We start from the raw sequence: 14,436 nt of genomic DNA, 5'->3' as shown, positions 1-14,436 counted from the left end.
GTCCTGTAGCTCAGCTTGGTTAGAGCACTACACTGATAATGTAGGGGTCAGCAGTTCAAATCTGCTCGGGACTACGATAGGAGCGGAAAGCAGAAAGCCACAGGCAGCAAGCAGGAAACTTCAGGCTAAGAAAGATAGAAAGGAAAAGGCTTTATGCTTTACACCTTGAGCTTTCGGCACATCTTAAGGGGGATTAGCTCAGCTGGCTAGAGCACCTGCCTTGCACGCAGGGGGTCAACGGTTCGAATCCGTTATTCTCCACCAGATCAGATATGAGATATCAGATGTGAGATATGAGACAAAGACGCAAGTCGGTCTCAATACTCAAATCTCAATGCTCAAATCTAATCGAACGTTCTTTGACATATTGGAAGAAGTAATTGAAAAAGAGAAGACAACAGTATAGAGACGGTTGTTGGCTTTAAAGGATTACAAGGACAAAGGTAAAAAGGTAGCAATACCAATGAACCAATGAACGAGTGAACCAATGAACGGCAATCTGATCAAAAAGCATACTATACGAGCAAAAGGCGTATAAGTAGAAGAAAGTAAGAAAGGGTACACGGGGGATGCCTTGGCTCTCAGAGGCGATGAAAGACGTGATAAGCTGCGATAAGCTACGGGGATCTGCAAATAAGACTTGATCCGTAGATTTCTGAATGGGGAAACCTAATTAGTTGAAGACTAATTGCATAAATGCGCAAACCTGCTGAACTGAAACATCTAAGTAAGCAGAGGAAGAGAAAATAATAATGATTTCCTGAGTAGTGGCGAGCGAAAGGGAAGAAGCCCAAACCAATTATGTTACGGCATAATTGGGGTTGTAGGACCACAACATGAGAATTAAACAAAACCGGAACGGGGTGGGAAACCCGGCCATAGAGCATGAGAGCTGCGTACGGGTAATGAATAATTGGATAGTGGTATCCTGAGTACCGCGAGGTCGGAGACGCCTTGTGGGAATCTGCCGGCACCATCCGGTAAGGCTAAATACTCCTGAGAGACCGATAGTGAACCAGTACCGTGAGGGAAAGGTGAAAAGAACCCCGAACAGGGGAGTGAAATAGAACCTGAAACCGTGTACTTACAAGCGGTCGGAGCAGACTTGTTCTGTGACGGCGTGCCTTTTGCATAATGAGCCTACGAGTTACTCTTTCCTGGCAAGGTTAAGTGTTTAAGACACGGATCCGAAGCGAAAGCGAGTCTGAATAGGGCGTATAGTCAGGGGAGGTAGACGCGAAACCTTGTGATCTACCCATGGACAGGTTGAAGGTGCCGTAACAGGTACTGGAGGACCGAACCGATAAACGTTGAAAAGTTTCCGGATGATTTGTGGGTAGGGGTGAAAGGCTAATCAAACTGGGAAATAGCTCGTACTCCCCGAAATGTTTTTAGGAACAGCCTGGCGGTTGAGTTAATAAGAGGTAGAGCTACTAATTGGGTGCGGGGGAGTCAAATCCTACCAAATCCAGATAAACTCCGAATGCTTATTAATATACGCTGGAGTGAGGCTCTGGGTGCTAAGGTCCAGGGCCGAGAGGGAAAGAACCCAGACCATCAGCTAAGGTCCCCAAATTACTGCTAAGTTGAACTAACGAGGTCCGATTGCACAGACAGCTAGGATGTTGGCTTGGAAGCAGCCATTCATTTAAAGAGTGCGTAACAGCTCACTAGTCGAGCGATCGGGCATGGATAATAAACGGGCATCAAGCAGTATACCGAAGCTATGGATTTACATTAATGTATCTGGTAGGGGAGCATTCTATATACCGGCGAAGCAGGAGGGACAACCGACTGTGGAGGTTATAGAAAAGCAAATGTAGGCATAAGTAACGATAAGGCGGGAGAGAAACCCGCCCACCGAAAGACTAAGGTTTCCTGATCAACGCTAATCGGATCAGGGTTAGTCGGGGCCTAAGGTGAAGCCGAAGGGCGTAGCCGATGGACAACTGGTTAATATTCCAGTACTTTTTATAACTGCGATGCGGTGACGGAGTAGTGACACTGACGCGAACTGACGGAATAGTTCGTTAAAGGCCGTAGGTATATGGACTGTAGTTAAGTACGCAGACCATGCTGAAAGCTGATAGTATACCAAATCTTCGGATGCGGTAATAGTTCAGGTAATCAGACTTCCAAGAAAACCCGCTAAGCTTCAGGTTATAAAAACCCGTACCGTAAACCGACACAGGTAGTCGAGGAGAGAATCCTAAGGTGCTCGAGTGAATCATGGCTAAGGAACTCGGCAAAATGGCCCTGTAACTTCGGGAGAAGGGGCGCTTTCAGCAATGGAAGCCGCAGTGAAAAGGCCCAGGCGACTGTTTAACAAAAACACATGGCTATGCAAAATCGAAAGATGACGTATATGGCCTGACACCTGCCCGGTGCCGGAAGGTTAAGAGGGGATGTTAGGAGCAATTCGAAGCATTGAATCGAAGCCCCGGTAAACGGCGGCCGTAACTATAACGGTCCTAAGGTAGCGAAATTCCTTGTCGGGTAAGTTCCGACCTGCACGAATGGTGTAACGATCTGGGCGCTGTCTCAGCCATGAGCTCGGTGAAATTGTGGTATCGGTGAAGACGCCGGTTACCCGCAACGGGACGGAAAGACCCCATGCACCTTCACTACAACTTAACATTGATATCGGATACAGGATGTGTAGGATAGGTGGGAGACTGTGATCTGGCTTCGCTAGGAGTCAGTTAGTCAACGTTGAAATACCACCCTTTCTGTATTTGGTGTCTAACTCTGCATTGCGGAGGACATTGTTTGGCGGGTAGTTTGACTGGGGTGGTCGCCTCCAAAAAGGTAACGGAGGCTTTCAAAGGTAAGCTCAGTACGCTTGGTAACCGTACGTGGAGTGCAATAGCATAAGCTTGCTTGACTGTGAGGCAGACAAGCCGAGCAGGGTCGAAAGACGGATATAGTGATCCGGTGGTTCTGCATGGAAGGGCCATCGCTCAAAGGATAAAAGGTACGCTGGGGATAACAGGCTGATCTCCCCCAAGAGCTCATATCGACGGGGAGGTTTGGCACCTCGATGTCGGCTCGTCACATCCTGGGGCTGGAGAAGGTCCCAAGGGTTGAGCTGTTCGCTCATTAAAGTGGCACGCGAGCTGGGTTCAGAACGTCGCGAGACAGTTCGGTCCCTATCTGTTGTGGGCGCAGGAAGTTTGAGTGGGGCTGACCTTAGTACGAGAGGACCGGGTTGGACTAACCTCTGGTGAATCTGTTATGGCGCCAGCTGTATTGCAGAGTAGCTACGTTGGGAATAGATAAGCGCTGAAAGCATCTAAGTGCGAAACTAGCCACAAGATGAGACTTCCATTGAGGGTCGTAGGAGACTACTACGTTGATAGGTCATAGGTATAAAGGTGGTGACATCATAGCCGAGTGATACTAATTGCCCGAAGCTTTCTCATAGCAGGTAATAATGGTGAGGGGTGAGTAGTGAATGGTGAGTAGCAATACTGATCAACCATGAGTGCCCCTCACTGACAAAAACTAATACTGTTGTTTTCTTTAATCAAGAACTTCTTTCAATAATATGTCATTGTTTATCGGGCTCGGGTAGCCGGTTGCGAGTTGCGGGTAAAACCGGAACCAGGCAACACGAACCACGAACCGAAAACATTAAAAATCTTCAGGTGCCTATATCGGCGGTGTCTACCTCTTCCCATTCCGAACAGAGAAGTCAAGCCCGCCAGAGCCGATGGTACTGCGGTAAAACGTGGGAGAGTAGGTCGGTGCCCAATCTTAAATCAAGCCCTTGTCCGTCAATTGACGGATCAAGGGCTTTTTTGTGCGCCTTTGGTTTTACCGGGTAAACCCTTAACTCAAAAGTCAAAAAATGGGCGAATAGCTTACAACAAGCAGTTTTGTGCTATAAATGAGCAGAAAAGGGGGACTTTTAGGGTTCTTTTAAAGAGAAAAAATGCAGAAAAAGTGCAGAAATATCGAGGTTTGTGTGAGGATTTATTAAGCATCCCTTTTTGATCCCTTAATCCACCCTACCGGCTACCTGCCGGGACGCTGAAATGCTCCGCCGGTTACCCTTTGGAACACCCTCCGGGGTACTGACAAAGTAGTGTCACCATTTTGTGGAATGGCGGGTGGTATATTTGTGGGGTTGGGTTTGCGGATAAACAGGATTTATAGATAAACATCATTATTTACATCACCAACGGTTTTATAAATCACCTTTACTATGAAAGTTAAATTTTTTATAACGGTTTTATACATTTTAATAGCGGGCTTATGTGGCTCGGTAGCGAAAGCTCAAACTACCCCTATGGCAATGCCATCCACAATTAATAATTATCCCTGGACAGATAAGCAATTAATGGAGCCAGTTGTATTGGCCGCCAGCCTGGTGAATACTCCTGCAAATCAACCCTTAATATTGAACATTGGCGCGGTAGAGGATATCATGGGGGCCAAACATATAGGGGCGGTTAGCAAACCGGAAAATATGGAACTGCTCGAAAACACTGTTTCTGCTCTGCCAAAAACTACGGAAATTGTTATTTATTGTGGATGCTGCCCGTTTACAAAATGCCCAAATATTCGTCCGGCATTTCTGCAATTGCAAAAGCTTGGCTTTACAAATGTTAAACTTTTAAATTTGCCGGTAAATCTGCAATCCGGCTGGATCTCCAAAGGTTACCCCTTGGCGATCAACCGATAGAAAGCGCCTATGTTTGCGATCTCTGGCTATGTATTCACTAAACCTATCCATGCCGGATCTTGATGCAAAGAAGCGGCATGGATGATTGGTTTTACAGAAATACTTACGCTTAAGGCCTTAACTTTTCTTCTTTTTATTTTGTTCCTTTTGTTGTTCTAACAAAAGGCAATGCGCGGCACAGGCGTGAAGTTTATAATTTTTGTGGGTAGTTCCCAAATTATGTCCCTGGGGATCTAAAATTTCACATTTTTCTTTGTCCAGGTCTTTGGTATTCAGTACATTTTCCCCTTTAATATCATAATAGGAGCCGTTTTTATTTGCTTTACCTAAATTTACGCCGTTGGCATCAATCACATTTCCGTTGCGATCAATAAAGTAAATCTTTTTTCCTTTGTTGTCCCTTACAATATTATTTTTATCAATAACTGCAAGTTTAGTTCCCTTATGATCTTTGATCACGCCTGATGAGTCGATAAAGATCTCCTGGTTTTTACCCACATGCGTTTGGCCTGCAACATTATTAATAATGCCGGTAGTAAATGTTGCTATTAAAATGAATAGAAGCTGTAATTTTTTCATGATACTTATCTTTTTGATTTAACTCAAAATTGATCTTTATATCACTTAAATTTACTGATTAACAGCACTTTAAAATATGATATTGCTCATGAAATCCTCACAGGGGAGGGTTAGTTATATGCAGCTATAATCAACCAGCAAGCTGGTATCATTTATTTTATTCTCAGGCTTGCCCTCACCTGTTTAACCTCTGATGCGGTTACCAGGTTGCTGTTGTTGCCGAAATTACTGCGGATGTAGGTAAGCACCGCCGCAATTTCCCCATCGCTTAAAAAATTATGCTTGGGCATTACGCTGTTATAGGGTCGGTTTTTAACTTTAATCGGTCCTTCAAGACCATTCAGCAATACCCGGATAGCCGGTTCTTTTTGCATATACTTACCCCCCGTAACCCACTCCGATCCATTTAGCGGCGGGAACAGGTTACCATCCCCTTTCCCGTTTTTTTGATGGCAGCCTACGCAATAGGTATTATATACTTTGATTCCCCCTTTAAGCATACCAGTAGCAATGTTATTGCGAATCCTGTCGGGTATTTTAAAGTTTGGCAGTTTTTTGCGGAGTTCCATTTTAGCAAGCTGGGCACCGGTAAATTTGGTTTTATCGCCTTCATAAAAAATACGCCATACCCGTCCTTTTTCGGTATCGCTTACATATAGTGACCCATCGGGACCCATAGACAAGCCCATTGGCCGGCAAACCGCCTCACTAACACTTGCTACCGTGGTAAGCCCGGCAAAACCATCGGCAAATATTTCCCAGGGACCGGCGGGAGCTCCATTTTTAAACGGAACAAACGCCACAAAAAAGCCTGCCTGTGGATATGGTGAGCGGTTGGTTGAGCCATGAAGGGCTACAAATGCACCATTCTTATACCTCGCCGGAAACTGGTTGCCGGTATAAAACAACAGGTCGTTGGGCGCCCAATGCGCCTGGAAAGCAATCAACGGTTGCGCATATTTTGCGCCATTGCCTGCTTTTTTGCCATCGCCTCCGTACTCGGGGTTTAGCAGTTTTTTATGACGAATAGGATCATAATAATAATACGGCCAGCCTACGTCTGTACCCTGCTTAATCTTCACAAATTCCTCGGCAGGCAATACAGCACTTTGCCATGCATTGAATATTTTGGGGAACAGCAAATGCAGGTCGTCCCTGCCGTGGGCAACCGCATACAGGCAATTATCAGCAGTATTCCAATCCATAGCCACTACACTGCGTAAGCCCGTAGCATAGCGGATGCCATCTTTTTGCTCCTGGTTGGATTTGGCCTCATCAAATTGCCAGATGCCCCCATACTCCTGTAATAAAGGGCAGCCCTTAATCCCCGGCGAACCGGGTACCCGGTTTTGCTCCTGGCAGGCGTTTGATGGCGCGCCAAAAGCTACATACATATGCCCGGCATTATCAAAGGCCAGGGGTTTGGCATCATGCTCGTGCTCGCCATGCGTATCATGCAATATCAATTCAAGCGGGCCATCGGGCACCAATGTATTCGGGTTTAGTTTGGTTCGAAAAACATTCATTTCCGAGCTGAAATACAGGTAGCCATTATGGATGCGCATAGCCGTACCATAGGACCCTTTATCTTCATAATTAGCAAATTTTTGAATGATATCAGCTTTACCATCGCCATCGGTATCGCGAGCTGCAACATTGCCGCCAATAGTATCCGGGAAGCGAAGCTTTACATAAATATCGCCGTTGCTATTCACCGCCAGGTGCCGCGCCCGGCCTTCCAGGCTATCAATCACCACAACAGCTTTAAACTTACCGGGGAGGTATAAGCCTCCGTTGTTTACGTCGGCGGTAAGTGTTTTATGCTTTTTTATTACGAGGGAGAAGCTGAGCATGGCCAAAGCCAATAAAATCATACAAATAACGGTTATCGGTTTATGAACCAGCTTTTTTAAAAATAAAAGATTGTATTTCTTCATCAGGGCGAATAGGGGATAAATATCATTAGAGTTGGCTGCTATCCATGTTGCATAAAGCTTGTCGGTATTAAAAGGAATCTGTGGGGTAAATGTTTAGATAACTTACCAAAAGAGTAAGGTAATGCAGGGTGCATCTTTAACCGTTGATTAAGCCCTCACCGGAAATTGCATTCTTCGGCCAGGTACAGGAGAAACTCCGGTTGAAATCAACGAACCAATTTATCAAACTCTTCGATGGATATTATAACATCTTCCCTTAGTATTTTTCTTAGTAAACCTTTAGGTAAAGGCTCATTTTTATGAACAGGTATAGTAGTCACCCTACCATCCGGATGTTTCATTCTGTGATGTGAGCCCTTTATTCTTATTACAATAAATCCCAGACTTTCAAGCAGTGATACCATCTGCTTACCGCTTACTACCGGTAATTTATCACTCATGCAGATATTGGAATATTGATTTCCATCTCACGTACCCCTATAAACTGATTAATATTTTCAGTGGTTTGTTCTTCCATGCAAAGCTCAATAACCTCTCTTAAATTTTCGAGTGCCTCATCAATTGTGTGTCCATAGGAATGGCACCCTCTAAAAGTAGGGCACGAAACAATGTAAACTCCATCTTCATCTATTTCAACAACTACCGGAAAATGATATGTTTTCATATATGCGCTTTGTAAACAAATTTAATATTTATTTTTAAGATTTGAAATTGAATGCTGGCACATGCGTTCAAAGGAGTAACAATTTTACCTCTCGTATTTAATAAAAACCTTATCTTATCATCCTTAATGATCTACAGTCATGCCCGCATCACAAAAAAAATTAGGTTTATGGACAAGCACCTCCCTGGTGGTTGGCAATATGATAGGTGCCGGGGTGTTTTTAATGCCTGCAGCTATGGCTTCATTTGGCAGTATTGGTTTGCTGGGCTGGGTATTTTCGGCGGTAGGCTCATTTTTTCTGGCAAAAGTTTTTAGTAACATGAGCAAGCTCCTGCCACATGCAACGGGCGGCCCCTATGCCTTTACACGCTATGGATTGGGCGATTTTGCAGGCTTTTTAGTGGCATGGGGATATTTTTTGTCCACTTCATGCGCCTGCGCGGCCATCACCAAATCATTGGTAAGCGCTTTAAGTACTTTCTTTCCGCAATTGGCAAGTGGTCTTCCTGCCGTATTAACAGGGCTGTGCGCTATCTGGCTGCTTACTTACATCAACACCAGGGGTATTGTCACCAGCGGCAAATGGCAGCTGGTTACTACCATACTTAAAATTTTGCCGTTAGTACTTGTAGCATTTGGTGGCTTGTTTTTTTTAGAGGCTAAAAATTTTTCTCCATTTAACAGCAGCGGTACAACTACTTACAGCGCAATTAGCACCACCGCCGCCATGACACTGTTTTCGTTTATAGGAATTGAATGCGCTACGATACCAGCCGGAAGTGTTGAAAACCCGGAAAAAACGATACCCTGTGCTACATTGCTGGGGTTGATGATTGCTACCCTGGTATATATTTTAGGTAGCGTAAGCGTAATGGGGCTGATCCCTGCCGCCCTGTTAGAGAAGTCGCAAACACCTTATGCCGATGCAGCTGCGATAATTTACGGCAATAACATTAGGTACTGGGTGAGCGCCGGCGTTGCTATTGCCGCGTTTGGCGCTCTTAACGGGTGGACACTGATGCAGGGCCAAATGCCTTTTGCCGTAGCCAGGGACAAGTTGTTCCCTGCCATATTTAGTAAACAAAATAAAAAGGGAGTACCTTATATGGGCATCCTACTTAGCAGTACTTTGGTTTCTATTTTTATGAGCATGAACTATACTAAAGGATTTGTAGAGCAATTCAGGTTCCTGTTATTGCTTTCATTGTTATCAATGCTTATTCCTTACCTGCTATCGGCTGCATCTTACCTCATAATCCGTGTAAAAAACAAACAGGCAGATGGTTGGTTAGGTGCTGTGGTTTTGGCTATGATAGCATTTGCTTATGCATTATGGAACATTGCCGGTACCGGTAAGGAAGCCGTTTATTATGGTTTTTTATTGCTGATGATCAGTGTTCCGTTTTATGTTTGGGTGGCTTATAAAAAAAATAGCCGGCAGTAAATACCTTATAATTTTTATTGATACGCAGTTATAACCATACTTTAATATTATTTTTACTTACATAATTGTTTATTTGACAGGTAAAATCGCTGTGTCGCTTAAATTTTACATCAATTGGCAATGAAATACAATGTTCAGATAATCAATAACTTATGGTGTGACAGAGAAACTTAAATGTTAAATTTTATGCCTTAAATGTTAAATTTCATTAGGCAAGTGTTAAACCCCTTTGATTACTAAGAACTTAGTTATATCTTGGTTTCCATAAACTACCTTATGAAAATCACAATTACTGCACTAATAATATTTTGCTTAAGTACAGTCTCCGTTTTTGCACAAAATACTTATTCTATTAAAGGTTCGGTTGCCGATACGGCATCAAACTCAAAACTCACCAATGCCACAGTTGCTGTTTTAAACGCCAAAGATTCTATCCTGCAAAAATTTACCAGGGTAAGCGAGGGGCAGTTTGCAATGGATAATCTTAAAAAAGGCAAATTCATCCTGCTGGTAAGCTACTCTGGGTATGCCGATTTTGTGGAGCGCTTTACGCTCGATTCGGCACATACTACCCATAACTTTGGCAACATTGGCATGATACTTAAAACCCGGCTGCTTAAGGAGGTAATTATAAAAGCACAGGTAGCTGCCGTTAAAATAAAGGGTGATACTACCGAATTTAATGCCAAAGCATTTACTGTACAGCCTAATGCCAAAGTAGAAGACCTGCTGAAAGAATTGCCCGGCATACAGGTTGATAAAGATGGAAAAATAACCGCCCAGGGGCAAACGGTAAGTAAAGTATTGGTTGATGGCGAGGAGTTTTTTGGCGATGACCCCACCCTGGTAACCAAAAACCTGCGTGCCGATATGGTAGATAAAGTACAGCTTTACGATAAAAAAAGCGACCAGGCCGCATTTACCGGTATTGATGATGGGGTGAAAAATAAAACCATCAACATAAAACTTAAAGAGGATAAAAAGAACGGCTATTTTGGCAAGGTAGATGCTGATGGCGGTACAGATAAGTATTACCAGGAGCAGGTATTGTTTAACAGATTTAAGGGCAGGCAAAAGTTTTCGGTTTACGGTACTTTGGGCAATACGGGCAAAGTAGGTTTGGGCTGGGACGATAACAGCAAATACGGTGGCAGCGGCGGCCTTGAATTTGGCGATAACGGCGATGTTTATTTCAATGGCGGCGGTGGCGATGATCTCGACTCATTCAGCGGGCGGTTTAATGGCGAAGGGATTCCGTTGGCCAGATCGGCAGGGGCGCATTATGATACCAAATGGGATGGCGATAAACAATCTATCAATGGTAATTATAAAATAGGCTCTTTAAATGTTGATGGTACTAAAAATACCTTAACACAAAACAATTACGCCAATACATTTACTACCAACAATTCTGACCAGGTATTTCATAACCACATGTTCAGGCAAAAACTCGATCTTACCTACCAGGTAAAACTCGATTCGGCCCAGAATTTAAAACTTATGGTTGATGGTACCGACAAAAACACCATCACCAATAATACTTATGATTATGTGAGTAAACGTGCCAATGGATCGTTACAGAATACCAACATGCGTAACATTGATAATAATGTACATCAAAAGCTATTTAATGCAAGCGCGTTTTATACTAAAAAATTTAAGAGGGTTGGTCGTACCTTATCTGTAAACGTAACCGAGGCCCTGAATCAAAGTAATTCGGATGGCCATTTATATGCCCGGACTAAGTTTTTTGACTCAACGGCTTTTGATAACACAGCCACGGCAACCAAAGATACCATTACCGATCAGCGTAAAACAACCAACATTAAAAGCAATGTATTAAACACAAACCTTACCTATACCGAGCCGCTTACTAAAACATTTTCGGCAATTGTAAACTATGGTATCAACCTGAGCAACAGCAGCGCCGACAGGAGATCATACAACGTATCGGGAACAAATCCCGACGGTACAAAGCAGTATAGTTTGCTTGATACCACGGTAAGCAATAATTATAAGCTGAACCAGGTATCAAACCAGTTTGGCTTAAATTTTAATTATAAGGGCAAAAAAAGTACATTTAATTTTGGCTCCAGGGTTTCGGCGGTTAATTTTAAGCAGGTGAATGAGATAACCGGGTTTACCCGAACCCGCAATTTTACAAACTGGTTTCCGCAGGCAACTTATCAATACCGCTTTTCGCAGCAGGAATCAGTGAGGTTTAGCTATAATGGTAATACCACACAACCCACTATCGATCAGATACAGCCGGTAAGGGTAAATACCGATAACCTGAACATTACGCTGGGGAATACTAACCTGAGGCCCTCGTACACAAACCGTTTAAATTTAAGCTACAACTCCTATAAAGTGCTGAGCGGACAATCCGTATGGTTGTATGGTTCCTACTCCAATACCTATAATCCTATTGTAAGTAATGTGGTTACGGTAGATGGTGCAAGTACTTACCAATATACCAACCTGAAAAGCAGGCAAACTGTAAACCTGTATGCGAGCGCTTATTTCGACAGAAAAATACCTAAAGTTGATATCAATGCCGGTTTGGGTGGAAACGTTAACGGTAATACGTATTATAACTATTCTAAAATTGATGCCGGGGCCAACCAGTTGAATAAAACCCAATCATATACCTATTCTGCCGACTTCAGGCTATCAAAATACAAACAGAAAAAGTATGATATGTACGCTTCCTTTGGACCTACTTATACCATAAACTCATCTTCGCTGCAGCCAAATATTAACAATAACGGGCGCGGATTTCAGGCCAACGGAGGGTTTAACATCTACCTGCCTTTGCATTTCTCCATCAGTTCCGACTGCAACTACCAGTTTAATGCAAAAACACAATCATTCCCCGAAGACTTTAGAAAAACCATTTTAAACGCCACCATTGGCAAAACGTTTTTAAAAGACGAAAGCATTAAAATTTACCTTGCCGGTAACGACCTGCTAAACCAAAATACAGGATACAGCCGAACCGGCAGTGCTAACCAGATTTCGCAGGAAAGGTATACCGCGATAAGAAGATTCTTTATGCTTTCGCTTGTTTGGGACTTTAACCACGTTGGCGGCGGCGCTGCACCTAAAAAATAATTAATCATGAAAAACCTCACTTTATTTGCAACCTGTTTATTGATGCTTGGGGGTAATACGCTATTTGCCCAAAACAAGCATTTTACAACCAACGGCACCATTGAGTATGAAAAAACCGTAAACATGTACGCTGTTTTTCAAAAGATAATTGATAAGGACAATGAAGCATGGCTGCAGCCTGCTTTTGATTCGTACAAGAAAAATCAGCCCCAATTCCGGAAGTTAAAAAGTACCCTGGTTTTTGGTAATAATAAAACTTTGTTTACGCCTATTGAGCCCGAAAATCAAAGTAATACCTTTTTTCTGGATAACCCCATGGTTGGGCAGAATAATGTGGTTCAAACCGACCTGGCTACCAATACCATCATCAACCAGAAAAAGGTTTTTGAATCGGTATTTTTGGTAAAGGATAGCGTGCGTAAAATAAACTGGAAAATAACCACCGAAACCCGCGAGATAGCCGGCTTTACCTGTCGCCGGGCCAATGCGCTGATATTGGATTCTGTTTATTTAGTAGCTTTTTATACCGATGATATACCTGTATCTGGCGGACCCGAATCGTTTGCCGGTTTACCGGGAATGATATTAGGCCTGGCGATACCCCACGAAAATGTAACCTGGTTTGCCACCAAAGTGAACGAGGTTGTTGTTGATGACAAAGCCCTTACCCCACCCAAAAAAGGTAAAGCGGTAAACCGCAAAGAACTGGCAGCTACCCTTACCGGGGTTATGAAAGATTGGGGCAACCAGTCAAACTCCTATTTGAAGGCGTTTGTGTTATGATGTATAGTACTTGCCTAAAAGCCAGACTTACGAGTTTTTATAAACAGACCGTCATTGCGAGGTACGAAGCAATCCCCGATTTACAGAGCCGCCCTGTATAGTTAGGGATTGCTTTGTACCTACCTATGACGTATTCAACTTTCAAGGTGTAAAGGCCTGTCAGTCTGAGCCTGTCGAAGACTCGTGCGGAGAGGCCTTTGCCCGCTATGCTTCGACAGGCTCAGCATGACAGCCTTTTAGCAACGTCATCCCCTCCTTCAGAGTTCCCGGATTTTACCACTCGCAATGACGATAGGATACGTGCTTCGCAAGTCTCGTTTCGGAGGCAGGCATCATCCCTTTAATGTTTTCCAATTCTATCAACCAAAATGGCAATTTGCAAAGTTGAAACTACTCCCCCTTCAGGGGGCTGGGGGGCTTACGCGTTTGCCAGTGCCCTATCCAAATGCACATAACCACCATCAACATGTATCAACTGCCCGGTAGTATGGCTCGACATTGGCGACAGCAGGAAGGCTGTGGTATTGGCCAGTTCTTCGGCCGTGGTCATGCGGTTACCCAATGGTATCTTTGCTTCTATTTCCTGGAGTTTGGCTGCCGGATCGGGCAGGGTTTTTATCCAGTTTTCGTAAAGTGGTGTCCAGCATTCGGCCACCACAATAGCATTTACACGGATGCCGTATTTTAACAATTCTACCGCCCATTCGCGGGTTAATGCGTTACGCCCGCCGTTTGCTGCCGCGTAGCCCGATGTATGGCCCTGACCGGTATCGGCAGTTTTGGAGGTGATATTGAGGATAGCCCCTTTTGATTTTTTTAGCTCGGGCAGCGCGTAATGCGCCATAAGGTAATAGTGTACTAAGTTTTTATGCAGTGATGCGGCGAAGCCCTCATAGTCACCACTCTCCAATCCCACACCATCGTTAACGCCAGCGTTGTTCACCAGGCCGTCAATCCGGCCATATTGGGCTATAACGGCATTAACAGCCGCCTCGCTTGCTTTAGGGTCGGTAAGCTCGGCAACTACCTGGAAGGCTTTGCCACCGGCAGCTTCAACTTTATGCACTACTTTAAGGTTATCTGCTTCGCTGCGGCCCACAATAATGGGTATGGCGCCCTCGGCAGCCAATACTTTAACAATACCTTCGCCGATGCCTTTTGCACCGCCTGTTACTATAATTACCTTATCTGTAAGTTGTAAATCCATGCTTATATGTTATAAAATATA

At 44.0% G+C, this 14,436-nt stretch carries 9 protein-coding genes, 2 tRNA genes and 2 rRNA genes; 8 read left to right on the top strand and 5 right to left on the bottom strand.

Annotated features, from left to right (window positions below):
• From AC1DQW_RS08415 to AC1DQW_RS08395, 5 genes are all read left to right on the top strand, one after another.
• Positions 1-74: transfer RNA gene (locus AC1DQW_RS08415), tRNA-Ile, on the top strand.
• A gap of 113 nt (positions 75-187) precedes the next feature.
• Positions 188-264, top strand: a tRNA-Ala gene (locus tag AC1DQW_RS08410).
• A 278-nt stretch (positions 265-542) separates the two neighbouring features.
• Positions 543-3,422, top strand: a 23S ribosomal RNA gene (locus AC1DQW_RS08405).
• Between the two features lie 221 nt (positions 3,423-3,643).
• Positions 3,644-3,755 (top strand): 5S ribosomal RNA (gene rrf / locus AC1DQW_RS08400).
• 452 nt (positions 3,756-4,207) lie between these two features.
• Positions 4,208-4,687: a rhodanese-like domain-containing protein gene (locus AC1DQW_RS08395; RefSeq protein ID WP_477453669.1), complete on the top strand. Its 480-nt coding sequence runs from the start codon at positions 4,208-4,210 to the stop codon at positions 4,685-4,687.
• A 117-nt stretch (positions 4,688-4,804) separates the two neighbouring features.
• Here AC1DQW_RS08395 and AC1DQW_RS08390 read toward each other — a convergent pair whose 3' ends face one another.
• The 4 genes from AC1DQW_RS08390 to AC1DQW_RS08375 all read right to left on the bottom strand — a co-directional run bounded on the left by AC1DQW_RS08390 (position 4,805) and on the right by AC1DQW_RS08375 (position 7,867).
• Positions 4,805-5,266, bottom strand: coding sequence for a hypothetical protein (locus AC1DQW_RS08390; protein WP_477453668.1), 462 nt, complete (start codon positions 5,264-5,266; stop codon positions 4,805-4,807).
• A gap of 152 nt (positions 5,267-5,418) precedes the next feature.
• Positions 5,419-7,203: a PQQ-dependent sugar dehydrogenase gene (locus AC1DQW_RS08385; RefSeq protein ID WP_477453667.1), complete on the bottom strand. Its 1,785-nt coding sequence runs from the start codon at positions 7,201-7,203 to the stop codon at positions 5,419-5,421.
• Positions 7,204-7,409: 206 nt separating this feature from the next.
• Positions 7,410-7,643: a type II toxin-antitoxin system HicA family toxin gene (locus AC1DQW_RS08380; protein WP_477453666.1), complete on the bottom strand. Its 234-nt coding sequence runs from the start codon at positions 7,641-7,643 to the stop codon at positions 7,410-7,412.
• Entirely contained in the window at positions 7,640-7,867 is a 228-nt protein-coding gene (locus tag AC1DQW_RS08375; protein WP_477408399.1) for a type II toxin-antitoxin system HicB family antitoxin, read from the bottom strand. The genes AC1DQW_RS08380 and AC1DQW_RS08375 overlap by 4 nt, the downstream gene beginning before the upstream one ends.
• 139 nt (positions 7,868-8,006) lie before the next feature.
• On the opposite strand from AC1DQW_RS08375, the gene AC1DQW_RS08370 reads away from it, so the two are divergent.
• From AC1DQW_RS08370 to AC1DQW_RS08360, 3 genes are all read left to right on the top strand, one after another.
• Complete coding sequence (locus tag AC1DQW_RS08370; RefSeq protein ID WP_477453665.1) at positions 8,007-9,311, top strand: amino acid permease; 1,305 nt, start codon at positions 8,007-8,009, stop codon at positions 9,309-9,311.
• A gap of 276 nt (positions 9,312-9,587) precedes the next feature.
• The gene (locus AC1DQW_RS08365; RefSeq protein ID WP_477453664.1) at positions 9,588-12,425 is read left to right on the top strand and encodes an outer membrane beta-barrel protein; all 2,838 of its coding nucleotides are present in this window, start codon (positions 9,588-9,590) and stop codon (positions 12,423-12,425) included.
• Between the two features lie 6 nt (positions 12,426-12,431).
• The gene (locus tag AC1DQW_RS08360) at positions 12,432-13,208 is read left to right on the top strand and encodes a GLPGLI family protein (RefSeq protein WP_477453663.1); all 777 of its coding nucleotides are present in this window, start codon (positions 12,432-12,434) and stop codon (positions 13,206-13,208) included.
• A 418-nt stretch (positions 13,209-13,626) separates the two neighbouring features.
• On the opposite strand, the gene AC1DQW_RS08355 is transcribed toward AC1DQW_RS08360, so the two are convergent.
• Positions 13,627-14,415 (bottom strand): L-fucose dehydrogenase, encoded by a 789-nt coding sequence (locus tag AC1DQW_RS08355; protein ID WP_477453662.1) that lies wholly within the window; start codon positions 14,413-14,415, stop codon positions 13,627-13,629.
• Positions 14,416-14,436: the final 21 nt, after the last annotated feature.

The organism is Mucilaginibacter sp. P5_A4 (genome assembly GCF_056400605.1).
This window is presented reverse-complemented; position numbering and strand designations above follow the sequence as displayed.